Origin of the sequence: Methanovulcanius yangii (assembly GCF_018687785.1) — an archaeon.
GTDB lineage: Archaea > Halobacteriota > Methanomicrobia > Methanomicrobiales > Methanomicrobiaceae > Methanovulcanius > Methanovulcanius yangii.
The window spans coordinates 459,458-483,390 of record NZ_LTBL01000001.1 but is presented as its reverse complement, the minus strand read 5'-3'; the positions used below and the strand labels follow the sequence as shown (position 1 = coordinate 483,390).

Genomic DNA, 23,933 nt, shown 5'->3' with positions numbered 1-23,933 from the left:
AAAAAGGTTATTCGTTCTGTTCTTCAGAAACAGGGGCATCCTCTACAACAGGTGCCTCAGGTTCTTCTGCCTCGACCACAGGTTCTTCGACAGGTGCCGGACGTTTGTACGACTCCTTCAGGATGATCTCCATAATCTCGGGAATGAATTCGAAGGTCTGGTGAATAAGCATGCCGCGTGCCATCATCCAGCGCTGGTCGTAGTTGATTCCCGGGGGAAGGATAATCGTCAGGATGCCCTCGTTGAGTTCGACATCCATATTTTTGCCTGTGTAGAGCTCAATCAGCCCTTTTACCTTCTCGATGGGTTCCTCGACGATTCCGTCGATGGTATACTCGTAGGTCAGCGTCCTGCCTGCGAGCGGGTGGTTGAAATCAATGACTGCACGCTTTCCAATGATATTGACAACCGTGCCGTCCTGCCCTTCTGAGGAGATCCTGGTTCCGACGACCGGTTTCTGGGCAAAATTTTTCAGAGGGGCGGATTTCAGGAGTGATTCGTCGTGGGCTCCGTATCCCTTTTCAGGAGGGACTTCAACCGTACCGGACTCACCGACTTCTTTTCCCTGAAGCGCTTCGTCAAGACCGGGAATGATATGATTCCCGCCGACGCGGACGATGATGGGTCCATAGGTCTTCTTCTCATTATAGAGGCCTTCTTCCCTGGCCTTCTCCTCTTCAGTGGTGTCAAAGACCACATCGTCATAGGATCCGGTGAACCGGAGTTTGATAAAATCTCCTTCATTAACAGCCATGATATTACCTGTCTATATTAATAGGACAGCACTACTTAAAATAATGAGTTCCCTGATTGAGGTGGAAGTGAAGGTCCGCATAGACCATCCCGAAGGTATTTCACAGAAACTGAAGGAAGCGGGAGGCGTTCTTCTCGGGTCATCACGACAGGATGACACCTATCTGAATGCCCCTCATCGTGATTATGCACGGACCGATGAAGCCCTCCGGATACGGTCAACTCCCAACGGCGCCGAGATCACCTACAAGGGACCGAAACTGGAGGGAATGGGGGCAAAGGCGCGTGAGGAGATGAATATTCCCATCGATGATCCCGCCCTGTTTATCCGGCTCTTTTCCGCACTTGGCTTCACCCCGACAGCACAGGTGGAGAAGGTACGTGAAGAATGGAGCTACAAGGGAACAAAAGTCTCCCTCGACAGAGTTGCCGGGCTTGGCACATATGCAGAGATCGAGGTCATCACCGGGAAGGGTGATTGTGACAACGCCTTAAAGAAAATTGATCTGGTAAAAAAAGATCTGAATATTACGGGAGAGCATATCCCGGAATCCTATCTCGAACTTCTTCTTGCTACAGCGAAATAAGATCAACCTGGATGTCCTTTGCTTCCTCCCCGAGGATGATGACGGCACACTTTCCTTCAGCCGCAGGACCCGGATTAACAATCACGGTCCCTTCCTCTTCCATCACCCCGCTATGATCATGTATGTGGCCGCAACACACCAGATCGAATTCCCGGAGATGCGAACGAATGCTCCTGCATCCGACATTTGCTCCCCCGACCTCATCGAGTGTCCCATAGGGCGGTGCGTGAACGACCAGAATATTATGCACATTCTGCCCCCCGCGTGCTATCGCCTGTTCCAGAAGTTCATTGATTTCTTCTTCAGAGAGCTCAAACGGCGTTCCAAACGGAGTGGGATTGGAACCACCAACGCCGGTTATGGTGATAGATCCAATCTCCAGCGATGTTCCGTGAAGATTTACCGCATCCGACTCTTCTATGATATTGATGATGCCTTTCTGGTCGCAGTTTCCTGGTACCACAAAACAGGGAACATCAATCATATCCAGCATCCCGCGAGCCTCCTCGGGGGCACCACAATCCGTCAGATCTCCTGCTATGAGCACCATGTCCGGTCCAAGTTCCATAAATGCCGGAATTATCTCAAACTGACCGTGGATATCAGTGAGGAGAAGAATTTTCGTCATGGGTATTGGTTCTCATTCCGGCTAAAAAACCTTATCTCCGCTTCAATCCATGACCCGGTAGCCTTACCGCGAAGAGCCAGATTTCCCAGAATATTCTGAACCTCCGGCAGAACATCACGGGGCGTCGTGCCTGCAAGCGGAGTGCCGGGAAGAGGGGTGAAATAATGCGCATGAATTTTTCCGTAGCGCGCCACCTCCCGTATCTGTTCTATTGAGGCATTCTGGTCTTCATCGGTTTCAAACGGGAATCCGAATATATAATCCACAACAGGAATTATGCCATGATCATGGCAGAGGTCGACTGCATGCATCACGTCCCCGGTGGTGTGCCCCCTCTTCAGGAGGCGGAGCACCCGGTCACTTCCGGACTGGGCACCGAAATGAAGCTTCCTATTCGATGCATACGAGGTGATCAGGTCCAGTGACTCGTCCGTTATCCACTCAGGCCGCACCTCACTCGGGAAGGTCCCGAAAAATATCCGGTGGCCTTTCAACGCCCGAAGCAACGCCTCAACCCGATCAAGACGCGGATGAGTCCCGTCCGAACCGTAGGCCAGTGCGTTTGGCGTGACAAAGCGGACATCGCGGTAGTGCTCCGCGGCTTCGACAATTCCTTCGATGGTCCGGTGACGCATCCGGTTGCCGAACAGACACGGCGTCTGGCAATAGGCACAGTGATACGGGCAGCCGCGGGAGATCTCAATCGTTCCCTTCACTCGCGTAAACGGTCGGTATGCGGGAAGGAAAACCTGACTCGTGGATGGCCGGCAGACATCTCCGGAACATACCCCCGGGGGTACGTGACCGCAACCATCCCCGATACTCCTGATGAGAGCGGGAAGCGTGAATTCCCCTTCACCCACAACAACATAGTCCGCATAGGTGGCCACTTCATGCGGACATGCCGAGGCATGAGGACCACCGACGATGGTGATGCAGCCAGCATCTGCGATCTCATCCCGATAATGTGGTTCGTCTATCGAATTCAGGCTGTAGCAGGTAATGTCATCTGCCGGTTTATTCGTCTCATGGAGGAGTATCCCCGACTGTTCACAGGCCGCATAGAGTGCAGCGTATGAATTCTTTGCCCACTTTATCGACCTCCAGTTCACTCTCATGCCGGATGATCCTCTTTCCTGCTCCACATTAAGGAATTATCTCGCATCCGTGATACTTCTGATGGGCAAACTGGTCCATTGAAATCCGTCCGGTGCAGATCAACTCCCCGACGTTCTCCCGGACCTCTGTCATGGTTTCATGCAGGGCACGAACCGTGCGGTATATCCAGGTTCGCCCTTCCGCAGGCCATGGATTGAAGATATTTGAGTACAGGCATCTCCCGCCACAGAAGGCGTACTCATCACAACCCCTGCACTCATTGTCAACGGCTATGCGTGGAAGATTCTTCGGATCTGCGTCACGGATATGACCGGCATAATAATCTTCAAGCCCACCCATGCAGGGACAGGGGGCGATATTTCCGTCCGGAAGAATGCTGTAATTGGCATGACCGGAACCGCATCTAAGCATTGCAGGAAGATCCCCCATAAGAAGATCCTGCATCGTATCAACAAAGGGGTACCACATGCGTACCTTCCCATCCAGCTCCATCTCCAGGACCCACTCTGCCGCCAGAGCCTGAAGACCGGGAATATATGAACTGCAGGCCCAGTCTCCAAAATTCCGTGCCCCATAGTCATCATAGAAATTCGCGTTCAGCTGCCAGTGAACGGCCTGGAAGGAGCACAGTTCATTCCGTGAGAGATGCAGAACATCACGGAAGATATCGGTATCCTCTGTGACCGTCATTCGTCCGATGAGTTCCCCTTCATACCCTGTTTCGAGAAGCCGCCGGCAGTTTTCCATAATCAGACGATAGGTCCCTTTCCCCCTGTGTTTGTCATGAACCTGTTCTCGCCCGTCGATCGAGATCAGAATGGATGACATGGCGTTGAGATATTCCGGATCAATCCTGTCCAGCAAAATGCCGTTCGTATGGAGCATGAACCGGACCTCCGGCATACTGTCCATTATCTCACGGACAGTATCCGAAGACATCAGGGGTTCTCCGCCATAGAAGGTTACTACAGGATCGGGGTCTTCTTTCAAAAAACGTTCCAGTTCAAATAGCGGGTATTGAATATCCGACTCACATGCAAAAGGCAGTTCTCTCCATGCATCACAGAGATCCGGTCGAAATATATTTCCCTTGCAGTATCTGCAGTGCAGGTTACACTGGTCATTAACCAACAGGTGATAATGCACGTTGTCACTCCGGGATATTGATTATAAAAATAATTTTTCTGGATAATCAGCAGATAATTTCACCGGATGTGCCGTCAACAGTAACCACAGTTCCGTCTTCCAGTTCCATTACACTACCCTCCGGCCTGTCAACCATTGGGATTTCTGCCATGATTGCTCCGACGGCAATGATAGGTTCGGCATCAAGATTGATGATTGCAACCGGTGCCTTCCCATTCCGCTGCAGGGCATACATCACATAAGAACCCACGGTTGAACCCTTCCCATAGGGAAATACCAGTACTCTGCCGGCAACAGGCACACCTTCGAGGGGATGACCGGTTTCAACGACCATTCCCGTTTCCGGGTCCACCCCCGAGAGAAATGATATGGGTTCATGGCTGACAAGAATCTCTCCGGTACCGACACCTTCAGAGATGCTCCGGGCTCTGATTGTAATGGACATACCAAATAAATGTAGGTAAAACAAAGATAAATACAGCATGGATGAGACCATCATCAATACCACAGCGAATGACAATGACCTTACCTATAAGGAAACGGAAGTGGAGTCCGAACTGGAGGATTTAAAGATCCGTGTCGCTCTACAGCAGAAGGAGATCATGAATCTCAAGGCCGAATGCGACCAGCTCAAAAAAGAGAACAACCAGTTAAAGCGCACCCCGCTCTTTGTTGCCGCCGTCGTAGATATTTTTGAGAATGGCGAGGTCTATCTCCGCCAGCAGGGCAATAATCAGGAATATGTGACAACCGTCTCGGATGAAATTCGTCCGATGCTCAGACCGGGAGTGAAGGTCGCCGTCAATAACGCGTTGTCCGTGGTCCGCACCATCGAAAGTTCGCATGACACACGTGTCAGGGTCATGGAACTGGAGGAATCACCGGATGTTACCTTTGAGCAGATCGGCGGCCTCAGGGATGTGATCGAAGAGGTACGCGAGGCAGTGGAGTACCCGCTTACCCGACCGGAGATCTTTAAAAAGATCGGGGTCGAACCTCCGAAAGGAATTCTCCTCCATGGCCCGCCGGGGACAGGAAAAACCCTCATCGCAAAGGCGGTCGCCCATGAAGCGCATGCAACCTTCATCCGGATGTCCGGGAGCGAACTGGTGCACAAATTCATTGGCGAAGGTGCGCAGCTCGTCCGCGACCTTTTCAGCATGGCACGTGAGCAGGCACCGTCAATCGTCTTCATCGATGAAATCGATGCCATAGGGAGCACGCGAATGCATGACGGCACCTCTGGAAGCGCGGAAGTTCAGCGCACGCTGATGCAGCTCCTTGCAGAGATGGACGGATTCGACAACCGGGGTGATGTCCGCATCATGGCAGCGACCAACAGGGTGGATATGCTCGACCCGGCACTTCTCAGACCAGGCAGGTTCGACCGGATCATGGAAGTCCCCCTTCCGGACGAAACGGCACGGTTTGAAATCATACGGATTCATTCGTCCCGGATGCACCTGGCACCGGACGTATCCATCGAAGATCTCACACGAATGACAGATGCCACCACAGGAGCGGAACTACAGGCAATCTGCAGAGAGGCCGGAATGAATGCGGTCCGCAGGGAGGCAGATGAAGTCCACATGCAGGATTTCATGGGCGCCATCACAAAAGTGAAGAATAAAACAACTGCCACGGACATAATGTTCCTGTGAAATCATGAGACTTCTGCTTGTACAGAAAGAGGGAACAGACCTCTATTCAACGCTGCGGGATTCCGAGACAAGCAGGGGTATTCTTCGCTTTTATCATCCGACAAAGACTCCTTGGGGGGTCTGTATTGATATTGCAACCCTGGGCAGCGCCCTCTCTCTCGTATCCGAGCTGAAGTGGTACCTGCAACGCTATGTTGCGGTCCCACTCCTGATCCTCTCGAATCATGTCATCTGCACCACAGGATATGCACAGATCATCTATGGCCGGGAGGAGTCAGTCCATCAGGACTGGGATCATGAGATCATCTTTGGTATTTCAAACGGTACTCTTGTGCAGCGCCTCGCGATATCACCTGACAGTGCAGTAAATATCATTGAAGAATTTTCAGAAGGCAAGGATACCACATTCAGGGCCCGTTGCAGTGAAGAAGAATGGTAATTATTGATTACGCGAACATCGCGCTGTCATAATTACTGAATTTCGGGTGGTGGGATATGTCGAAACTCACCTTGTCTATTGCTTTGATAAAATCACTCTGGAAGACGCTGCTCCGTTCTGCCCGAATGGCAAACATTCCCGCCTCCGTGCAGATGGCGCGAAGCTCGGATCCATTCTTCCCTTCGGTAAGTTCTGCCACTTCCAGCAGATCCACACTCTCATCGAGGTTCATGCATTTCGAATGAATCTCAAGGATGGATCGCCTCCCGATACTGCTGGGAAGCGGGATTTCAATGATGCGATCAAATCTCCCCGGCCGGAGTAATGCCTGATCCAGAATATCAATCCTGTTGGTTGCCCCGATCACCTTGACATCTCCCCTGCTGTCAAACCCGTCCATATCTGCGAGGAGCTGCATCAGGGTTCGCTGGACCTCACGATCACCTGATGTCGTCCCCTCCGTCCGCGTTGCTCCGATGGCATCGATCTCATCGATGAATATGATCGATGGAGAGTTCTTCTTGGCGAGCTCAAAGAGCTCCCTGACAAGACGGGCGCCTTCGCCGATGTATTTCTGGACCAGCTCTGACCCGACGACCCTGAGGAAATGTGCCTGCGTCTCATGAGCGACGGCACGGGCAAGGAGGGTCTTTCCGGTTCCCGGAGGTCCGTATAAAAGTACTCCCTTGGGAGGTGAGATCCCTACGGATTCAAAAAGTTCCGGTTTGGTCAATGGTAATTCCACTGCTTCCTTAATCTCGCGGATCTCCTCTTCAAGACCTCCGATATCATCATATGTTTCGAAGGGTGAATCCACGACTTCCATACCATATATCTGGGTGTCGAATGACTCGGGAAGAACTTCAACAATGGTCAGCGACTGCTGATTGAGAGTACACCTCAGGCCGGGCTTAATGTCCTCCGGCTTCACATAGTTGGAGACCCGGACCATAAACCGGGGTCCCGCACTGCTCTGGATAATCACTCTCCCTTCGTCAATAATATCGCTTACCGTCCCTATAACGAGTGGAGGACTTCTCAGTTTCTCTATCTCACTTTTCAGTTTTCTGATCTCCCTCTCATACCTGATTTTCTGGGATTCGATGTTTTTCTTTTCAATATCGAGCTGACGTGCATGCTCTTTCAGCTCCATATTCCGACTTTCGAGCCGGGCAATCCTGTCGAGGAGATACTGCTTGAGTTCCTCCTCGTTTCTGGAATCGTCTTCACCCCCTGCATTCCCGCTCATACTATTTCCCCATATGATGCATTATATTCGTAAGGCCAGTCTTGTTCATCTACGAGAGAACACACTTTCCTGCATCATGTCTGATATCTGTATTGGATAACGTTCTTTATATATAATTTGTTTCTGTCGGTAAGAAGTGTGCTAATATCTGATAATTGCCCGTATATTTTCAATCCATAACAGAAATTCTTATTATTCATGCTTCGGCGGGAACTTCCGGGAAATTATCCGTTTGCATCTGTCATCGATGCCGGAGATGATAATCGCTGATTTCTGCCATCCGGCATACCATGCCGACCCCCTTACCGATATCGAATACTTATTTAGCTGCCAGTGTAGAAATGTATTCAGCGATATCTATGTCAGAATGTGAAGTTTGCGGCTGTCAGGTCAGGGGAGAGCCCATTCTTGTCCAGATTGGGGGGGCAAAGATGTGGGTCTGCCCAAAATGTGCAAAACTCGGAACGGAAATCAAGAGGCCGCCTCGGGCGGCATCTCCCGGTGCCAGACCACCCGCCGGGAAACCGGTGTCTCAACAGAGGCGCAGACCGCGTGACGTTTTCGATATGATGCAGGGCGAAGTGGTGGACAATTTCGGCGAGCTTGTTCGTGAAGCAAGGATGAAGAAAGGCTGGTCGCAGAAGGATCTGGCTCTTGACATCAAAGAGAAGGAAAATCTCATCAAAAAGATTGAGACCGGTTTTCTGCCGGAGGACAATGTGTTGAAAAAGATTGAGAAATCCCTTGAAATTACACTGATTGAATCGGTTGATACCGATATTGAAAAGATGAAGGGATCCTCAATGAAAACCACACTCGGTGATGTCATAACCATCAAAAAGAGCAAAAAATAACTATATCATTACAACCTCTTTTTATCCATCAGGAACAGTTACCTGAGGAGGTATCGAATGTCATCCCCACTCATTCTCATCAATTTCAAATCCTATCGCGAAGGATTTGGTCATAAAGCCCACAAAATTGCACAAAGTGCTGAAATCGTCTCGCAGGAAAGCGGGATCCCCATCGCGCTTGCACCTTGCTATATGGATATCCACCCCATCTCTCATCATTACAGCCTTCCGGTGTATGCACAGCATATTGATGGAATAACACCGGGAGCGCATACCGGGGGGATTCTCGCGGAGGCGGTGAAGGAAGCGGGAGCAACAGGGACGCTGATCAATCACTCAGAACGGCGGCTCACCCTGGCAGATATCGACGCGGCGGTAACTGCAGCCCGGGATGCTCACCTTGCAAGTGTCGTCTGCACGAATAATGCTGCCACGAGTGCCGCCGCCGCTTCACTTTCACCATCATATATTGCAATCGAACCACCGGAACTGATTGGAAGCGGCGTTTCCGTATCCAAAACAGACCCGGGGATCATTGAACGAACGGTGGAGGCGGTAAAATCCGTCAATCCTGATGTCCGTGTTCTGACAGGCGCAGGGATCAGTACCGGAGAATGCGTAAAGATTGCCGTGGAGCTCGGAACCGACGGCGTTCTTCTCGCATCAGGGGTTGTAAAAGCCGAAAATCCACAAAAAGTGCTGGAAGACCTGGTTTCTCTTCTATGAGAGAAGGGTAATCAGATCGTGTTTGGTGATGACACCGGTTACCTGCCCTTTTTCCATAACAAGAACAGCATGATGGTAATGGAGGGTATGGACGACGGTTTCGATATCGACGGACGGGGAGACCGTGGGAAACCCGTCCTCCATGATATCCGAGACGGTATTTTTCATGGAACGGCTGATTTTTCCCTCCTCCATCGCAGCAATAATCGCAGATTCTGATATACAGCCAATCGGAACACCTTTCTGAAGTACGGGAAGCTGGGAAATTCCGTGTTCCTCCATCTTTGCAACGGTCTTTACGATCGTGTCCACTGGTGAAACAGAGATGACCGGAGCATGCATAAGATCCTTTGCAGTCACCAGAGAGCGCTGAGCACTGTTGAGGACATCAACGATTCGTTTCAGGGTACTTACTCTCGGGTCAACGGAGCCCGATTCTATACGCGCAACCATTGACTGGGACAATCCTGCCCGCTCAGCCACGTCGGATTGTGTCAGCCCGACCTTTTTTCGCAGCTCTTTTAATTCATCAGGAGAAGGGACATTCATATAAATTACCCACGAGTATATCTGCGCGATAAAATTTGAATAATTATTACGATCAATGGTAATTATTCGTTATCGTACAATTCCAGCCTTTGTACCAGATAATCCCTTAAATGCTCCTCAAGAGCCTGTGCATCAAGAGGAGAACCAGCCCTTGCTACACCATACAGGAGAATGAGTGCATTGTCTCTCATATACGCATCAGGAGCCGGAATCTCTTCATCGGAGAGAGGGACGATGAGAAGGTCGCGTTCCGGCGGCTCGAACGAACTCGTCACGGATTCGTATTCCCGGGCAACAAATTCATCCCTCGACGAATCCTGCCCATCCCAGTCAAAACTTGAACGTATGGTCTTTTGGGAAGAGACCTTCTGAATGGCCTCCTCACGTATAATCGCAATTGCTTTTGCCACCTGCACGGGAATGTCCGCCACTTTCCCCAGTGCCCTTTGAGATTTGTCAGCCATGCTGATCGTCCGGTCAAAAAGGTCCATTCTGAATGCAATCAACATAAGGGCGATCCAGTGTGCTGTATCCTCATTCAGGTGAATATCTTCGGATATGCGCGAAATGTAGATGTCAAATTGCTCCTCAACGTCCATGGAAACCTCTGGATAAAGACTTCCCTGCAAACCATATATTGTTTCTGAAGAAGAGGAGCCCATAGCTGCCGGAGCAGGTATTCGATAAAGAGGAGTGGGAGTAGTAAGCCCCATTCTGTTTCTATGCGGCATTCAGCTACGCGCCATACCCGGGCCGGCCCGGACACCGTTATGCCCTGTTCTGACTTGCACCCGTAGGGATTCACCGTTCCACCGTTCCCTGCCGGTCCACTCAGCGAGTTAACTCGGCCCGAAGACCTTCTCGCCCGAAGGCTCAGTCGCATCATTGCTATCGGCAGGACGTGTCGTTTCTGTGCCAGAGCCGTGACTCTCGCCACCCGCACTTGCATGCGGCTACGCGTCCGGATGGTGTGGGGACTTTCCTCAGCAGCACAAAGTGCCACCGTCAGCCGCACACTCCCTCTCCTATTAATATTGTATCCGGCCATATATATGGGCATGGACGGGATTGCCGGAAGTGAGGGGAAAACGGCTGTCAGGTATGCACGGGCGGTGCTTGAAGACCACATCGCAAAAAAATCTTCAGAATATCCCGCGCTCCCCCCTTCATTTGAAACGATGAAAGGGGTGTTTGTAACCCTCACCATCCGTGGAGAACTGCGTGGATGTATCGGATTTCCCACTCCGGTGCGGTCACTGCGCGAAGGAATTCGTGAAGCGGCACTCTCTGCCGCACTCAATGACCCCAGATTTCCCCCGGTCCGGCCCGAAGAACTGGACAGGATCCTGGTCGAAGTGACGATACTCACAGAACCGGAACCGGTCCTCTGCGCTCCTGAGGAACGACCACGCTGCATAAAGGCGGGACGGGACGGCCTGATTATATCCGGTGCGGGGAGGAGCGGTCTTCTCCTCCCACAGGTCGCTACAGAGTACGGATGGGACGAAGAGGAATTTCTTGACCATACCTGCCTGAAGGCAGGACTTCCCCCCGGTTCATGGAGACGCCATGATGTTGAACTATTCTCCTTTCAGGGAGAGGTTTTTTCAGAAAACGAGGAAATATCGTGATTTCATTCGAGGCATTACACAAAGATATCTGGGCGCGAACGGGACGCCTGAAAGTCGGAGAGAAAATCGCACGGACTCCCCTGCTGCTTCCGGTGATCAACCCTCACATACAGCTCATTACCCCTTCAGAAATGCAACAGATGGGAGTTGAGGCACTGATAACCAACGCATATATTTTCTCGAAAAGCGTTGAGTTCAGGAAATCAGCTCTGGAGAAGGGTCTGCATGAGGTCCTCGGATTTGACGGCATCATCATGACCGACTCAGGGGCATTCCAGCAGTCGGTATACGGCGATGTCGCATTTTCCAATACAGAGACGGTAGAATTTCAGAGAGCGATAGGAAGCGAGATCATAGTTCCGATGGACATCGCCACCCCTCCGGACCGAGACTATGAAGGAGCCAGAGAAGAGCTATCCACCACCATGGAGAGGATCACCGAGGCAATGACCATCATCGATGATGGTCATCTTGCGGCACCGGTGCAGGGCGGCATATTCCCGGATTTGCGTGCGGATGCAGCGGTGAGAGTGAATGAAACCGGTGCAACCTTTTGTCCCATCGGCGCTGTTGTACCGCTGATGGAGAATTACCGGTACAAAGAACTTGTTCAGGTTGTCCTGGCGGCAAAACAGCGCCTCAATCCTTCATCTTGCATTCATCTCTTCGGTGCCGGGCACCCGGCGATGTTTGCCCTCGCAGCAGCAATGGGATGCGACGTCTTCGACTCTGCGGCGTATGCACTCTATGCAAGAGAAGGCAGGTATATGACCACGTCAGGAAGCCTGAAACTCAACGAACTTCAGGAACTTCCCTGTGCATGTCAGGTGTGCCGGACCCATACCGTTGAGGAGTTGAAAAAATCACCGGACAAGGAGCGTCTTCTTGCCATGCACAACCTCTCCGTGAGTCTTGCCGAGATAGCCCGGATCCGTCAGGCAATCATCGACGGAACGCTGTGGGAGGTCGTTGACGAGCGGTGCCGCAGCCACCCGCGACTTCTTGAGGGGTATCGCGAACTCCTGAGCCGTTCCTCCGATCTGGTCGAACGGGACCGGGTATCCAAACGACGGTTCTTTTATCGCGGTGACGAGTCGTGCATGCGCACCGAAGTCATCCGGTATCACTCGGCATGTCTTAGATTCGTGCCCGGCGCAACATGCCACATCGCAATGAATGAGATGGTATCCGGTGATACAGACACGGTGGTACAGTTCAAACCTCCCTTTGGCATCTATCCATCGGAGATGGCTGAGACGTTTCCCATCGGACAGAGTGAAATTCCCGCCTGGGACGAACCAATGGTAAAGGCAGGTCTTCAGGGTGTCCGCAGATATATCGAATACAATACCGAAACGCAATTTTCCATCTCCTGTCCTCAAAGATGGATTTCCACGCTGCATGAATCCCTGAAGGGACTGGAGGACAGATATGTATGCATTTGAGGTTACCGCACGGGACGGATTCGCCCGCGAGGGTAAACTTACGTCTGACGCCGGATTGATGATCAGGACACCTGCAGTCGTCGATCCCACCGATCTGTTCCCGTCGCTTTCCTCCCATCCGTTATCCAACATTCCGGTAACGGCACCGGATTCGCTTGCACAACGGTATGCTGTCGATTTTGAGGATTTTGCCATCATCGGGCCTGGAATGAAAGAAATCCTGCCTTCTTCGGGTGTGGGAGTTGTGGCTGGCTGGCATATTCTGCGGGGAAATCCGCGGCAATATGTTGAACTTCTTCTTGAGTTCAGGAAACTGACACCGCCCGGTATTGCGTGGTATGCGCCCGCGGCAGGACTCCCGTCCAACGTTGCAACAATGGTGTATTCCGGATTTGATCTCTTCGACTACCGGGCTGTTGACCTGAAAAGCATTCAGAATATCTTCTGCACCACGGATGGAGAAATGCCCGCAGAAGAAGCATTCGCCTCCTCAATCTGTCAATGCGAAGGGTGCCGGACCGGAGATCTCCACCTGCACAACCGGTTGGCTCTCGATACGGAGATTGCCATGACAGGCTGGTTTTTCCGCAGGGGGCAACTGCGCGAGCTTATTGAAAAACGGTGCAGGACCGAGGCCTGGCAGGTATCGGTCCTCCGTCATCTTGATACCGCATATGATCAGGTTGAACCGTGGCTTCCGGCAGTTCGTTCATCCGCAATGATGGCAAACACGGGAGAGTCCATGAACCGTGCCGAGATTGCCAGATTTGCAGACCGCCTTACATCGCGATTCGTCCCCACGCGCACCGATGTCGCCGTTCTTCTCCCCTGTTCCGCCCGAAAGCCATATTCCCAGTCGCAGAGTCACCGGTCCTTCCAGAAGGCAATACAGGACCGTGCCCATGAGGTCATCATCACCTCCCCGCTGGGTGTCGTTCCAAGAGAGCTTGAGCTCATGTACCCGGCGGGACATTATGACGTTCCCGTAACCGGGTACTGGGACCGCGAAGAACAGGCATTTGTCACCAAAATCCTCGCCCGCTACCTCCGGCACCATGGGTACAGGAGGGTCATTGCCCACCTGGAAGGAGATACGTTGAGCATCGCACAGGCAGCGGCTGATACCGTGGGAATCGATCTTGAATGCACCTGCCATGGGCGCCCGACCGGCACTGAATCATTGAGAGACCTTGATGAATCTCTTACCGGAGAACGAAGGATGAGCCATAATATCATTCAGGGTACCCTCAGCTGGCAGTTTGGTCGTGATATCAATACAAAGGGGATGATGATCAAAGGCAGAATGGGTCGCCGCAAAGTACTCAAAGGAAAACAACAGCTCTTCAGCATCGACGAGACCACGGGACTCTTCCGTCCAACCCTGCAGGGATGGGAAGTGCTGGGGGATGCCTACACGGTAACCATCGATGATTTCATTCCCCAGGGAGATGTTCTTGCGCCGGGAGTCACAACAGCGGACCCCGCAATCAGGGCAGGTGACGAAGTACAGGTCAGGGGACCTCGTGCATGGGGGGCTGGAAAGGCGGTAATGGGCGCAGAAGAGATGATACAATCCGGCCGTGGCATTGCAGTAAAAACACGCAAGGTTCAAAAATCCTGAAAAACCTTCATCCAGGAAAAAAAACGGACCTCCATCTTTTCTTCCCCGCCCCCAATTCGACTGATGCGCATATACGTAATACTATAAGTTACGTGCCGTCCAAAATATATGCCATCATTGATCTTCAACCAGTGGGGATGATTCCTGGTGTATAAAATTCAGCAAGCAGAAAAAATCGCGGAAAATATTTACGAATTCTGGATCAACGCGCCTCATGTCTCTTTCAATGCGCAGGCGGGCCAGTTTGTCGTCATTCGAATCGATGAAAAGGGGGAACGCATTCCCCTGACCATATCGGCAGTTGACGGGGAAAACGTCCGCATTGTCTTTATGGCAGTGGGCAAGACCACAACTCAGCTTGCGGACCTTACAACGGGTGATTATATTCAGGATATCGCCGGCCCTCTCGGCGTTCCCTCTGAGGTAAAGGACTGGGGGCGGTGTGCGGTCATCGGCGGTGGTGTCGGGATCGCCTGTCTGCCAATCCTTGCACGCGCCCTGAAGGATGCCGGCAACACGGTCACCGGTATTATCGGCGCACGAAATGAATCGCTCCTGATCCTCGAGGACGAATTGAGGGATTCCTGTGACGAGCTCGTCGTCTGCACGGATGACGGAAGTTACGGATATCATGGGTTTCCTGCAGATATCCTCAAGAAGATGGTGGCCGAAGAGGCAGTCGACGCCGTCTGGATCATAGGCCCTGCAATTATGATGAAGATCACCTCGATGGCAACAAGGGAAGCGGGAATCCCCACATTTGTCAGTCTCAACCCGATTATGGTGGACGGTACCGGAATGTGCGGATCGTGTCGCGTTACCGTCGGAGGAGAGACCAGATTTGCCTGTGTCGATGGTCCGGAATTCGATGCCCATCTTGTCGACTGGGATGAACTGATGAACCGTCAGCGCATCTATCCCGGGCAGGAAAAGGAATCGCTGGAGCGATATCATGAACACAAGTGCAGATGCGGTGAACGGAAATGAACCGCCGGCCGGCTGAGGAAAGAATCCATGACTTCGGAGAAGTCGATACCGGTCTTCCCGAACAGACCGCAGTACTGGAAGCCCTTCGCTGTATGGAGTGCCCACGACCAATGTGCGTTCAGGGCTGCCCGGTCTGCATCGACATCCCCGCATTTATCAGTGCCATCGCACATGAGAATTTCCGCGAGGCGGCAAGGATTGTCAAAAAGGATAACATGCTCCCTGCAATCTGCGGCAGAGTCTGCCCCCAGGAGAACCAGTGCCAGGGTTCCTGCATCATGTCAAAAAAAGGGAAGCCTGTGCGCATTGGTGCCCTTGAGCGGTTCATTGCCGACTGGGAACGGGATAACGGTGCCGAATCGCCTGATGTGGCGTCTCCCACCGGAAAACGGGTGGCGGTTGTTGGTTCGGGACCTGCAGGCATCACCGCTGCATCCGAACTTGCCCGGGCCGGTCACAGCGTGACCATATTCGAATCCCTCCATAAAGCAGGAGGGGTACTCACCTACGGCATACCGGCATTTCGTCTGCCCAAGGACATCGTTGAGTTCGAGATCGATCAGGTCCTTGCAATGGGTGCTACCCTTGAACTGAACCATGTCGTCGGCCGGAGCGTTCCGGTCGACGACCTGCTTTCCTATGATGCCGTGTTCATCGGCACCGGTGCGGGTCTTCCATATTTCATGGGAATCGAGGGAGAAAACCTCAACGGTGTCTATTCAGCGAACGAATTCCTGACTCGCGTCAATCTGATGCACGCAGACCAGTTCCCGGACTACGATACTCCCGTTATGAGGGGGAGCCGCGTGGCTGTCGTCGGTGGAGGAAACGTGGCGATGGATTCTGCACGGGTCGCGCGTCGTCTCGGCGCAAAGGTGTATCTGATTTACCGCAGACGGGAAGAAGATCTCCCGGCCCGCGCCGACGAGGTACATAATGCTGTCGAGGAAGGAGTGGAAATGGTCTGCTGTGCCAACCCCGTGCGTATCCTCGGCGGACCGGAGGTCCGCGGTGTCGAATGCGTGAAGATGGATATGTGCGAACTCGACGCAGGCGGCAGACCCATCCCCCGTCCGTCTGAGGGTGACGGGAGCCACTTCACGCTGGATGTCGACATGGTTGTCGAAGCCATCGGTCAGGGACCGAACCCTCTCCTCTCCGGCCTTATCCCGGGCCTCGAACGCGGCCCGAAAGGAAATATTGTGGTTGATGACGACGGCAGGACATCCATCCCGCATGTCTTTGCTGCAGGCGACATTGCTACCGGTGCCGCAACCGTCATATGGGCAATGGGATCTGCGAAAAAGGCGGCTCAGTCAATAAATCGCATGCTTGCTGAATAGGAATAACCCGGTTGACAATCACACCATTTTTTTCGAATATGTTCCCACCACGCCCCATCCCAAAAACGGGGGTGCATTTTGCAGAGGGACCATAAAATAAAAATGAAACGGGTTAATATGGCGGCAATCATCTGATGATCTGTATGCCTTCGTTGTCGACCTGCGTCTCGATGGCGATATCAAGTCCGAACTGTTCAATCACGGCTTCGAGTTCCTCACGGGATTTTTCAGTGATAACGGATATAGACGGCCCGACGGAACTCATTCCAACAAACTCGAACCCCGCCTCGCGGAGTTTTGCCATGTACTGGTAGATTTCAAATGAATTGTGCTCCACCTCCGCCCTTTTCGAACCTCTGAATTCAATCTCCCAGATCACATCCCCGATTCGCCGGAGATCGTCTTTCACGAGTGCGGGAATCAGATCCATCATGATCAGGTATGCCTTCAGCTCCCGGTCACGGTAATCAAGACTCCGGGCACGGTTCATAAGGATATGGAACTCGCTTTCTCCGGCAACATCCGCCTCCATCGGCGGAATGATGATGAACACATTCTTGTCCCCCGCAAAAGAGTGCTGGCATACGAGAGTCAGTTCATCACCCATCACCGCCATGCCGCCGTAGGTAACGGCCGCAGGGCCGACACCGGTTTCAAATCCGCCGACGACATCCCCCGATGCAGTTTCCTCCACATAATTGTGGCCGACCAGCAGCCGGACCTGTTCCCTGGTCAGGGGAGTGCCGAGTGCGACATTGATGGCATGTGCAACGGCAATGAGTACCGTTCCCGTCGAGCCGAGGCCGACATGCTTTCGCTCATGATCCACGACGTCGATGATGAATCCACCGGAATACCCCGTGACTGCTTTCATGACCGCAACGAGATGCCTGAGCATCGGGATCCTTGAATAATTAATCTTTACATCGGAGGGCGTACACCGCACCGTTGCCTCGCCATATATCCTGATGGCAAACCCAATTCCTCCTCCGCCTGGATGATCGGGAGCAAACCGGTTCATGTCAAGAACCGACGAGTGAATACGTGCCGGGACCCGTACCGTAACCGGGCCCTTGCACGGGGACACCCGGTCCCTGCAGTCGTACCCAAGCGTATTGATGTGCTCTCCCGGTGGAAACGGAGAAAAATCGTACTCTACGAGATCCAGATCCCCACCACGTATCGTCATTCGTGCCATTAATCTCCAGCTCCTACCGATCAAAGAAAATATTCTTGCCCCCTGCCTTCAGGGGTATTCCATATGCAACGGAACATGTGTCCAGCCATCCCAGACGCAGGGCAGCGACTCCTGCAGAGTACATGATGCGGTTATCCACATTATGTATCGAAGCGGTTTTTACTGCCGATCCGACCGCGATTCCGAGGTCCGCCATCTTGATAACACAATTCGGTCCGGAAAATGGCGCCCCCGATATGGATGCCTGATATTCCTCCTTCATAGCGGCACAGGTCTGAAATCCACATCCCCCGCAGTTCAACCCCAGATTGGTGCCTCCTTCACAGCCGATCAGGACACAGGCATCACAGGCCTCGACATTCCCGGCGTCACGGATGAAGAATCCTATGCCCATTTCTTCTCCAATAGAGCGCATCTCAGCGGAAAGGACGGCAATATCTGATCCCTGCTTCACCCGGATTCTGATCGAATCTGCACCTTTCCCTTTGGGTGCTGTACGGGCGGAGAGTGCCATCATATCGGCCACCGCAGCGACTGCACGCTCTTCGGGATTCATGGAATACAGGTTACATACAATAAACTTAAAGGATCGTATTACATCGCCGGGTAAAACGATTTCTGCTGATATGAATGATTGGATATCGCAGCTCTCTCGTTGAAACCGCCGAAAAAAAATGAGGTTATTTCTTATTGTATTCCCGCTGTGTGTAACTGTATTTATCTGCATCTCCGCCTTTCCAGACGATATAGAGCCATTCATATATGGATTTGAGAGCGCCATACTGATCATATCGCCGCATGGAGAAGCCCACTTTCATTCGGGAGATGAACACGACCTTTCCCAGAAGTTTCATTCTTCGGGCAATCTCCAGATCATCCCCGGCATCCGAGACACGGTATCCTCCGGCCTCCAGAAACGCATCACGCCGAAAAGCCGTATTTGCCCCAAGGGTATAGTAGAGCATATGGGAATAGTACCCCAGCCGCGAAAACGTGTTTGCGAGCACCAGGGAAAGGTAATTTTTCAATCCTTTTTCTATGGGAAAGACCGGCCCATAGAGGGTCACGGCGTCAGGCCTGCGGGAAAACTCATCAAAGATTACGTCCAGCCATTCCCGGGGAAAGATGCAGTCACCATCGGTCGTCACCACGAACTCAGCGGATGCAAGGTCAAACCCGTCATTTCTGGCCCCACCCACCTTTTTTCGCTTCTGGATAATGACATGATCCGCAAGCGGCTTCGCAATGTCACGGGTGCGATCCTTCGAATTTCCATCGACCACGATGATTTCATACATATCCCGCGGCATCGTCTGGTCATTGAGGGATGTAAGACACCGGGCAATATTGGCCTCTTCATTGTAGGTCGGAACAACAACAGATACTTTCATAGAATTCTACCAGGAACTTGTGGACAGACGAATTGCCCTGCTATACTATTGAATTTTCAATTACTTGAAATTGTATCCTCCCCCTCCGATGATGTGCAATCATTCCGTTTCCTGTGTTTTATACAATCTCCACCATGTTTATCACGATGTGCTGCATAGAATGGTGCAGGGAGGGGGGCCAGTCTTCATGGCAGAAGAAATTTTCCGATATGAGAACGTCAGTATTGCCTTTGGAGCCATACCTCTTCTCACCGGATTTAATCTCACAGTCAAAAAGGGTGACAAGGTCCTCCTGAAGGGCCCCTCCGGCAAAGGGAAAAGTACTCTTCTCAGGATGATACCCGGATTTTCCCACCCAACAACGGGGACCGTCTATTACCGGGAGAAACACATTCTCTCATCTACCATACACACAACACGCCGTGAAGTGGCATATATCTCACAGGACACGGATATCGGGGAAGATCTTGTTTCGAAGATGATCGACGATATTTTTTCATTCGAAGCAAATGAGAAGATCTCGTATATTGAAAAATTACCGCAACTGTTGCATGAACTGGAACTCGATGAGAGCATCCTTTCAAAGAGGTTTACGGATCTTTCCGGTGGAGAGAAACAGAGGATCGCAATCATAATTGCCCTTCTTCTTGAGCGCACCATCTATATTCTTGACGAGGTGACCTCCGCTCTTGACCCGACGATGAAAAAGAGAGTTGCAAATCTGTTCCTTTCCCGCGATGAATGGACGATTTTGGTAGTATCACACGATACCTGCTGGATTCAGGACGGCGTTAGATCAGTGCCTCTGAAGGAGGCGGGGCATGCAGACGCCTGATATATCAATTCCGGGCCTCTTCTTTGCATTTCTCCTCCTGGTAGTGCCCGCTATCGTCATCTGGCGCATTCGGCTTCCCATGCTCAGGGAATCCATGGTCGCCATGGGACGGATGGTCATACAGCTTTCACTCGCAGGTGTCTATCTGACCGTGCTCTTTGAGATCGACAACGCGGTACTCAATGTGCTCTGGCTTCTCCTGATGATCGGGGTTGCGGCATTTGAAGCCGTAAGAAAGGAACGGCTATCATTGCGACTGATGTATGCGCCAACGATGATTGCATTTGCAGCCGGTACCATGAGCATACTGCTATACTTTCAGGTACTGGTTCTGGAAAATGAGACGATTCTGGCAGCACAACTTCTCATTCCCATCGCCGGGATGCTTCTGGGCAATTCTTTGGGCAACACCATCGTTGCTATCAACAATTTTTCCCGGAATCTCCACCGCAATCAAAACAGATACCTCTCGAGCCTCGGTTTTGGTGCAACAAAAATGGAGGGGCTCATGCCGTATTTCCGGGAAGCTCTTGCATCTGCTCTCAAGCCATCCCTTGGAAACATCGCAGTGATGGGTATCGTATTTCTCCCGGGTCTGATGACTGGTCAGCTCATCGCCGGTCTTTCGCCGGTAATTGCGATAAAATATCAGATCTCAATTCTCATCGCCATCTATAGCTCGACCGTCATCTGCGTTACCCTTGCAATTTATGCTACAACCATCATAGGATTTGATGAATTCGGGTTAATCAAAGAAGATATGTTCTCAGGTCCCGTAAAAAGAGAGAGAATTTAATCCGGATTTAGCTTCTCTATGAAGTCAAACACATGCCGGATGCATCCGTCCATATTCAGATACTCGAATTCCGCAAACCTTCCAACCTGTTGAATACCCATTGATTCCGCAAAATTCCGGACGACGACGACATTGTCCTGATATTCAAGATCATAGACCACGTAGGCAAATTTTTGCCTGAAGACCGAAGCGTAGGTAACATCGGATGGAGTGAGGAGCCCCATCTCTGTCAGGCCGTCGACGGTATGGCTGATGAGTTCGTCGTCAGGCATATTCGAGACGGCATCCCCGTCATTATAAGTGATTTCGGCGAGGATGGAACTGCAATTCTCCGGGGCCACCTCTGTCGAATAATTCGAGGGAAATGAGATCCGGTTAAACATACCCAGCTCTTTTTGAGGTATATAAAGCCAGGAATAGGGGGCGACATCCCCGCGCACTCCCAGACAGATACAGGCAAGGGAATTATATCGAAGTGCGGTACAGGCACTCATCACGTCCTCCGGAACGGCGGCAAGGCACGGAAGGAGATGCTGCAGTGGAATGGTCGAGATGCAGTTCTCTGCCCGGATATTCTCGCGCCCATCGCTTATCAGAAATGCACCATCGTCGTCACGGGTCACCGATGTTACTTTAAATCCAGTGCGGATGCGCTCTTGTACCGGGGCGGCTACGGCTCCTATCAGGGCCTCGATACCACCAGTGACAGGGTAGGAAAATACCGACTGATGGGTATATCCTTCCGTCTCAATCCCTATCGCCGACCGTATGATATCCTCAACCGGAGGCCGGGGGATACGGCCATCCACCCAATGATATGACATCTTCTCGGTCGGATAATTCCAGATCTTCTCGTTGTAGGGAACCATATAACATTCAGCGATTCCCTTTCCGAATGTCGTGTAGATCCAGTCCCGGAAATTCTGAGGAGCCGGCAGGGTTCCCTTCTCCGCCTCAATCAGTGTCCGGACAAATTCATTGATACAGAAGAAACGGTCCTCTTCGGGAAGTTGGGAGAGTCCGTTTTCAAACGGGTATTTTACATACGATCCTTTATAGAATATCTTGGTGTTACGCTCCCGCTCGTCCTGGTTCTCCCCGATAACCTCTCTCATCCATGCCAGAACCTCGACATCACGGGAAAATATGATGTGGGATCCCCCGATGTCAAATGTATACCCGTCCCCGGTATGGGAACGGCACAGACCCCCTATTGCCTCCTCCTGTTCAAGGACGATGACATCCTCCCCCTTTTCCTGCAGAAGCCGTGCCAGGGTTAGACCGGTCAGGCCGCCGCCAAGTATTGCTGTCGTCACACAGATTAGTTTTACTTCACACCACAAAATGACAACGGAAAAAATAGAACGGATGAATCAGCGGGGCTGAATATACCATCCGGTATGGGTCAGATCAAGGGTCTCCTCACTGACCGGTTTGGTCAGGAGACTGACAATGATCATCGCAAGGATTGAACAGACGAGGGCGTAGAGACTGAAATGAACCGGGAGCTTCGTAACAAACTGGTGGATGTAGGCAAAGAACCCGGCAGAGATCAGGCCGGCGGCCATGCTGGCAATTGCACCATAGGCGGTAGCCCGCCTCCAGTAGAGAGCCGCAAGCAGCGGAACGGCAAACGTCGCAAGCATCACACCGATTCCCATCCAGATCAGCCATGCAAGCATTTCCGGAGGATTGATGGCCAGCAGAAGTGAGACTGCAGCTGCCAGGAACACACAGACCTGACTGACCCGGAGCACCTGTTTGTCCGTTGCGTCTGGCTTTAACAGGTTTTTGAAGATGTCCCACGAGAACATCGTACCTATGGTAAGCATCAACCGGTCCGTCGTCGACATGACGGCGGCCAGAACGATGACCGCAAAGAATGCCCATACCAACACGTTCGGAGAGGCATATTCAACCCCGTACATGAATGCAAAATCCTGTGCGTTGACGGTCGACGGAAGGACCAGTTTTCCCTCTTCAACCAGAACACGTACGGCAAATCCCGCAAATTTGACCAGGAACATAACAACGGCATAGATGGCAAATGCGATCAATGGAGACCATTTGAAGAACCTCGCCTTTTCTGCTGCCAGGACGTTGTTGATAACGTGCGGTGCGCAGGCAAGGCCAACCATCAGAAGTATCCCGAACGAGAATAAGAATTCGGGAGTGCAGTATGCATAGGCTGCATAAGCGGGAGACGGGTAGTACGGCATCACCATATTCGGGTCAAGTGTTGCCAGAACTTCATTAATATGCGTCAGACCGCCTGCCGAGAGAATGACGAGGGGTGCCATGACAATGACCCCGACGATCAGGATGGCGCCCTGAATCAGGGTTGTCCACGAGACCGCATACAATCCGCCAATCACAGTATATACAGTTATCACAATGGCAGAAATGATAAGTGCAGTGATATGCGAGATCCCGAATAGCCAGACCAGTACGATGCTGATTGCCGTATACTGGCCAACGAGGTAGATCAGAGAAACCACGATTCCGGAGGCGGCGGCAAGCCCCCTCACCGCACGGGGGCTCTCAAACCTTTGTGCGAGATAATCCTCAACGGTCATATAGCCGGTCTTGCGGGATATTCCATGGAGTTTTGCACCAAAGACGATTATTGCAAAGGATGCGGCAAGCGGAACGAAGATCTGTTCCCAAATTCCCGGCCATCCCGAGGCAAACCCGAACCCACTCACACCGACAAGCGTCATTCCGGAACAGACGGAGGCAACCATAAGAATGGTAAAAACCCAAAATCCGAGTGACCTGCCAGCCAGAATATAGTCCTCGGTCGAATGAATTTTCTTGGATGCCCAGCTTCCTATCCCTATGAGAAGAAGCCCATAGAGCACGATAATGCCTATAGTAAGGACATCAGTCATCTGTCTCAACCCCCTTGAAATGCAATCCCCACCAGATCAGCACAAGGAGACTAATCCCAATACCGGCAGAGACCATTGCTATTG

The 23,933-nt window shown here is 51.9% G+C and carries 25 protein-coding genes and 1 other RNA gene; 12 read left to right on the top strand and 14 right to left on the bottom strand.

Translation table 11 applies throughout. The features are described from left to right. Positions 1–7: 7 nt before the first annotated feature. Positions 8–754: an FKBP-type peptidyl-prolyl cis-trans isomerase gene (locus AZH53_RS02490; protein WP_319641972.1), complete on the bottom strand. Its 747-nt coding sequence runs from the start codon at positions 752–754 to the stop codon at positions 8–10. A 43-nt stretch (positions 755–797) separates the two neighbouring features. On the opposite strand from AZH53_RS02490, the gene cyaB reads away from it, so the two are divergent. Further along, entirely contained in the window at positions 798–1,340 is a 543-nt protein-coding gene (gene cyaB / locus AZH53_RS02485; protein ID WP_319641971.1) for a class IV adenylate cyclase, read from the top strand. Here cyaB and AZH53_RS02480 read toward each other — a convergent pair. The 4 genes from AZH53_RS02480 to AZH53_RS02465 are packed head-to-tail and all read right to left on the bottom strand — an operon-like array spanning position 1,327 to position 4,678. Beyond that, a complete protein-coding gene (locus AZH53_RS02480; protein WP_319641970.1) occupies positions 1,327–1,968 on the bottom strand; it encodes a metallophosphoesterase family protein in 642 nt (213 codons plus the stop codon). The genes cyaB and AZH53_RS02480 overlap by 14 nt on opposite strands. Further along, on the bottom strand, positions 1,965–3,086 hold the full coding sequence (locus AZH53_RS02475) for a TIGR04013 family B12-binding domain/radical SAM domain-containing protein (RefSeq protein WP_319641969.1): 1,122 nt from the start codon (positions 3,084–3,086) through the stop codon (positions 1,965–1,967). The genes AZH53_RS02480 and AZH53_RS02475 overlap by 4 nt, the downstream gene beginning before the upstream one ends. A gap of 28 nt (positions 3,087–3,114) precedes the next feature. Further along, positions 3,115–4,233, bottom strand: a complete 1,119-nt coding sequence (locus AZH53_RS02470; RefSeq protein WP_319641968.1) for a TIGR04084 family radical SAM/SPASM domain-containing protein — start codon at positions 4,231–4,233, stop codon at positions 3,115–3,117. A gap of 46 nt (positions 4,234–4,279) precedes the next feature. Continuing rightward, positions 4,280–4,678 (bottom strand): DUF126 domain-containing protein, encoded by a 399-nt coding sequence (locus AZH53_RS02465; RefSeq protein WP_319641967.1) that lies wholly within the window; start codon positions 4,676–4,678, stop codon positions 4,280–4,282. Positions 4,679–4,715: 37 nt separating this feature from the next. Here AZH53_RS02465 and AZH53_RS02460 point away from each other — a divergent pair, with 37 nt between their 5' ends. Beyond that, positions 4,716–5,894, top strand: coding sequence for a proteasome-activating nucleotidase (locus AZH53_RS02460; RefSeq protein ID WP_319641966.1), 1,179 nt, complete (start codon positions 4,716–4,718; stop codon positions 5,892–5,894). Positions 5,895–5,898: 4 nt separating this feature from the next. Continuing rightward, positions 5,899–6,333: a DUF5804 family protein gene (locus tag AZH53_RS02455; RefSeq protein WP_319641965.1), complete on the top strand. Its 435-nt coding sequence runs from the start codon at positions 5,899–5,901 to the stop codon at positions 6,331–6,333. A gap of 7 nt (positions 6,334–6,340) precedes the next feature. On the opposite strand, the gene AZH53_RS02450 is transcribed toward AZH53_RS02455, so the two are convergent. After that, entirely contained in the window at positions 6,341–7,582 is a 1,242-nt protein-coding gene (locus AZH53_RS02450; RefSeq protein WP_319641964.1) for a proteasome-activating nucleotidase, read from the bottom strand. 341 nt (positions 7,583–7,923) lie between these two features. Here AZH53_RS02450 and AZH53_RS02445 point away from each other — a divergent pair, with 341 nt between their 5' ends. After that, a complete protein-coding gene (locus AZH53_RS02445) occupies positions 7,924–8,436 on the top strand; it encodes a multiprotein bridging factor aMBF1 (protein WP_319641963.1) in 513 nt (170 codons plus the stop codon). A gap of 57 nt (positions 8,437–8,493) precedes the next feature. After that, positions 8,494–9,162, top strand: a complete 669-nt coding sequence (gene tpiA / locus AZH53_RS02440; protein ID WP_319641962.1) for a triose-phosphate isomerase — start codon at positions 8,494–8,496, stop codon at positions 9,160–9,162. On the opposite strand, the gene AZH53_RS02435 is transcribed toward tpiA, so the two are convergent. The 3 genes from AZH53_RS02435 to rnpB all read right to left on the bottom strand — a co-directional run bounded on the left by AZH53_RS02435 (position 9,157) and on the right by rnpB (position 10,736). After that, on the bottom strand, positions 9,157–9,711 hold the full coding sequence (locus AZH53_RS02435) for a CBS domain-containing protein (RefSeq protein ID WP_319641961.1): 555 nt from the start codon (positions 9,709–9,711) through the stop codon (positions 9,157–9,159). The two genes, tpiA and AZH53_RS02435, sit on opposite strands and share 6 nt — an antisense overlap. Positions 9,712–9,773: 62 nt before the next feature. Beyond that, a complete protein-coding gene (locus AZH53_RS02430; RefSeq protein ID WP_319641960.1) occupies positions 9,774–10,310 on the bottom strand; it encodes a hypothetical protein in 537 nt (178 codons plus the stop codon). Positions 10,311–10,402: 92 nt separating this feature from the next. Next, positions 10,403–10,736: RNase P RNA component (gene rnpB, locus AZH53_RS02425), an RNA gene on the bottom strand. A gap of 33 nt (positions 10,737–10,769) precedes the next feature. On the opposite strand from rnpB, the gene AZH53_RS02420 reads away from it, so the two are divergent. From AZH53_RS02420 to gltA, 5 genes are all read left to right on the top strand, one after another. Continuing rightward, positions 10,770–11,342, top strand: a complete 573-nt coding sequence (locus AZH53_RS02420; protein ID WP_319641959.1) for a TIGR00296 family protein — start codon at positions 10,770–10,772, stop codon at positions 11,340–11,342. Beyond that, a complete protein-coding gene (tgtA, locus tag AZH53_RS02415; RefSeq protein ID WP_319643626.1) occupies positions 11,336–12,787 on the top strand; it encodes a tRNA guanosine(15) transglycosylase TgtA in 1,452 nt (483 codons plus the stop codon). The genes AZH53_RS02420 and tgtA overlap by 7 nt, the downstream gene beginning before the upstream one ends. Beyond that, the gene (arcS, locus tag AZH53_RS02410; RefSeq protein WP_319641958.1) at positions 12,774–14,408 is read left to right on the top strand and encodes an archaeosine synthase subunit alpha; all 1,635 of its coding nucleotides are present in this window, start codon (positions 12,774–12,776) and stop codon (positions 14,406–14,408) included. Before tgtA ends, arcS begins: the two co-directional genes overlap by 14 nt. 144 nt (positions 14,409–14,552) lie before the next feature. After that, positions 14,553–15,395 (top strand): sulfide/dihydroorotate dehydrogenase-like FAD/NAD-binding protein, encoded by an 843-nt coding sequence (locus tag AZH53_RS02405; RefSeq protein WP_319643625.1) that lies wholly within the window; start codon positions 14,553–14,555, stop codon positions 15,393–15,395. Next, a complete protein-coding gene (gltA, locus tag AZH53_RS02400; protein ID WP_319641957.1) occupies positions 15,392–16,738 on the top strand; it encodes an NADPH-dependent glutamate synthase in 1,347 nt (448 codons plus the stop codon). Before AZH53_RS02405 ends, gltA begins: the two co-directional genes overlap by 4 nt. 127 nt (positions 16,739–16,865) lie before the next feature. On the opposite strand, the gene AZH53_RS02395 is transcribed toward gltA, so the two are convergent. From AZH53_RS02395 to AZH53_RS02385, 3 genes are all read right to left on the bottom strand, one after another. After that, positions 16,866–17,936 (bottom strand): GHMP kinase, encoded by a 1,071-nt coding sequence (locus tag AZH53_RS02395; RefSeq protein ID WP_319641956.1) that lies wholly within the window; start codon positions 17,934–17,936, stop codon positions 16,866–16,868. Between the two features lie 13 nt (positions 17,937–17,949). Beyond that, the gene (locus AZH53_RS02390) at positions 17,950–18,492 is read right to left on the bottom strand and encodes a ferredoxin domain-containing protein (RefSeq protein ID WP_319641955.1); all 543 of its coding nucleotides are present in this window, start codon (positions 18,490–18,492) and stop codon (positions 17,950–17,952) included. Positions 18,493–18,616: 124 nt separating this feature from the next. Further along, positions 18,617–19,327 (bottom strand): glycosyltransferase, encoded by a 711-nt coding sequence (locus tag AZH53_RS02385; RefSeq protein WP_319641954.1) that lies wholly within the window; start codon positions 19,325–19,327, stop codon positions 18,617–18,619. A 187-nt stretch (positions 19,328–19,514) separates the two neighbouring features. Between AZH53_RS02385 and AZH53_RS02380 the strand changes: the two genes are divergently transcribed. Then, positions 19,515–20,162 carry an ABC transporter ATP-binding protein gene (locus AZH53_RS02380; protein ID WP_319641953.1) on the top strand — a complete coding sequence of 216 codons (648 nt, stop codon included), beginning with the start codon at positions 19,515–19,517 and terminating at the stop codon, positions 20,160–20,162. Then, positions 20,149–20,958 (top strand): ABC transporter permease, encoded by an 810-nt coding sequence (locus tag AZH53_RS02375; protein WP_319641952.1) that lies wholly within the window; start codon positions 20,149–20,151, stop codon positions 20,956–20,958. The genes AZH53_RS02380 and AZH53_RS02375 overlap by 14 nt, the downstream gene beginning before the upstream one ends. On the opposite strand, the gene AZH53_RS02370 is transcribed toward AZH53_RS02375, so the two are convergent. Together AZH53_RS02370 and AZH53_RS02365 are read right to left on the bottom strand one after the other, a co-directional pair. Beyond that, positions 20,955–22,274 carry a protoporphyrinogen/coproporphyrinogen oxidase gene (locus AZH53_RS02370; protein WP_319641951.1) on the bottom strand — a complete coding sequence of 440 codons (1,320 nt, stop codon included), beginning with the start codon at positions 22,272–22,274 and terminating at the stop codon, positions 20,955–20,957. The genes AZH53_RS02375 and AZH53_RS02370 overlap by 4 nt on opposite strands. A gap of 57 nt (positions 22,275–22,331) precedes the next feature. Next, the gene (locus AZH53_RS02365; RefSeq protein WP_319641950.1) at positions 22,332–23,849 is read right to left on the bottom strand and encodes a sodium:solute symporter family protein; all 1,518 of its coding nucleotides are present in this window, start codon (positions 23,847–23,849) and stop codon (positions 22,332–22,334) included. Between the last annotated feature and the right edge of the window lie 84 nt (positions 23,850–23,933).

Excerpts from the sequence above, each read along its gene's own strand:
- tpiA (WP_319641962.1), top strand. The coding sequence starts at position 8,494 with ATGTCATCCCCACTCATTCTCATCAATTTCAAATCCTATCGCGAAGGA.
- AZH53_RS02380 (WP_319641953.1), top strand. The coding sequence starts at position 19,515 with ATGGCAGAAGAAATTTTCCGATATGAGAACGTCAGTATTGCCTTTGGA.
- gltA (WP_319641957.1), top strand. The coding sequence starts at position 15,392 with ATGAACCGCCGGCCGGCTGAGGAAAGAATCCATGACTTCGGAGAAGTC.
- AZH53_RS02435 (WP_319641961.1), bottom strand. The coding sequence starts at position 9,711 with ATGAATGTCCCTTCTCCTGATGAATTAAAAGAGCTGCGAAAAAAGGTC.
- AZH53_RS02395 (WP_319641956.1), bottom strand. The coding sequence starts at position 17,936 with ATGGCACGAATGACGATACGTGGTGGGGATCTGGATCTCGTAGAGTAC.
- AZH53_RS02490 (WP_319641972.1), bottom strand. The coding sequence starts at position 754 with ATGGCTGTTAATGAAGGAGATTTTATCAAACTCCGGTTCACCGGATCC.
- AZH53_RS02475 (WP_319641969.1), bottom strand. The coding sequence starts at position 3,086 with ATGAGAGTGAACTGGAGGTCGATAAAGTGGGCAAAGAATTCATACGCT.
- AZH53_RS02375 (WP_319641952.1), top strand. The coding sequence starts at position 20,149 with ATGCAGACGCCTGATATATCAATTCCGGGCCTCTTCTTTGCATTTCTC.
- arcS (WP_319641958.1), top strand. The coding sequence starts at position 12,774 with ATGTATGCATTTGAGGTTACCGCACGGGACGGATTCGCCCGCGAGGGT.
- AZH53_RS02365 (WP_319641950.1), bottom strand. The coding sequence starts at position 23,849 with ATGACTGATGTCCTTACTATAGGCATTATCGTGCTCTATGGGCTTCTT.
- AZH53_RS02420 (WP_319641959.1), top strand. The coding sequence starts at position 10,770 with ATGGACGGGATTGCCGGAAGTGAGGGGAAAACGGCTGTCAGGTATGCA.
- AZH53_RS02480 (WP_319641970.1), bottom strand. The coding sequence starts at position 1,968 with ATGACGAAAATTCTTCTCCTCACTGATATCCACGGTCAGTTTGAGATA.
- AZH53_RS02445 (WP_319641963.1), top strand. The coding sequence starts at position 7,924 with ATGTATTCAGCGATATCTATGTCAGAATGTGAAGTTTGCGGCTGTCAG.
- AZH53_RS02455 (WP_319641965.1), top strand. The coding sequence starts at position 5,899 with ATGAGACTTCTGCTTGTACAGAAAGAGGGAACAGACCTCTATTCAACG.
- AZH53_RS02390 (WP_319641955.1), bottom strand. The coding sequence starts at position 18,492 with ATGAATCCCGAAGAGCGTGCAGTCGCTGCGGTGGCCGATATGATGGCA.
- AZH53_RS02460 (WP_319641966.1), top strand. The coding sequence starts at position 4,716 with ATGGATGAGACCATCATCAATACCACAGCGAATGACAATGACCTTACC.
- AZH53_RS02450 (WP_319641964.1), bottom strand. The coding sequence starts at position 7,582 with ATGAGCGGGAATGCAGGGGGTGAAGACGATTCCAGAAACGAGGAGGAA.
- AZH53_RS02465 (WP_319641967.1), bottom strand. The coding sequence starts at position 4,678 with ATGTCCATTACAATCAGAGCCCGGAGCATCTCTGAAGGTGTCGGTACC.
- AZH53_RS02430 (WP_319641960.1), bottom strand. The coding sequence starts at position 10,310 with ATGGACGTTGAGGAGCAATTTGACATCTACATTTCGCGCATATCCGAA.
- cyaB (WP_319641971.1), top strand. The coding sequence starts at position 798 with ATGAGTTCCCTGATTGAGGTGGAAGTGAAGGTCCGCATAGACCATCCC.
- AZH53_RS02385 (WP_319641954.1), bottom strand. The coding sequence starts at position 19,327 with ATGAAAGTATCTGTTGTTGTTCCGACCTACAATGAAGAGGCCAATATT.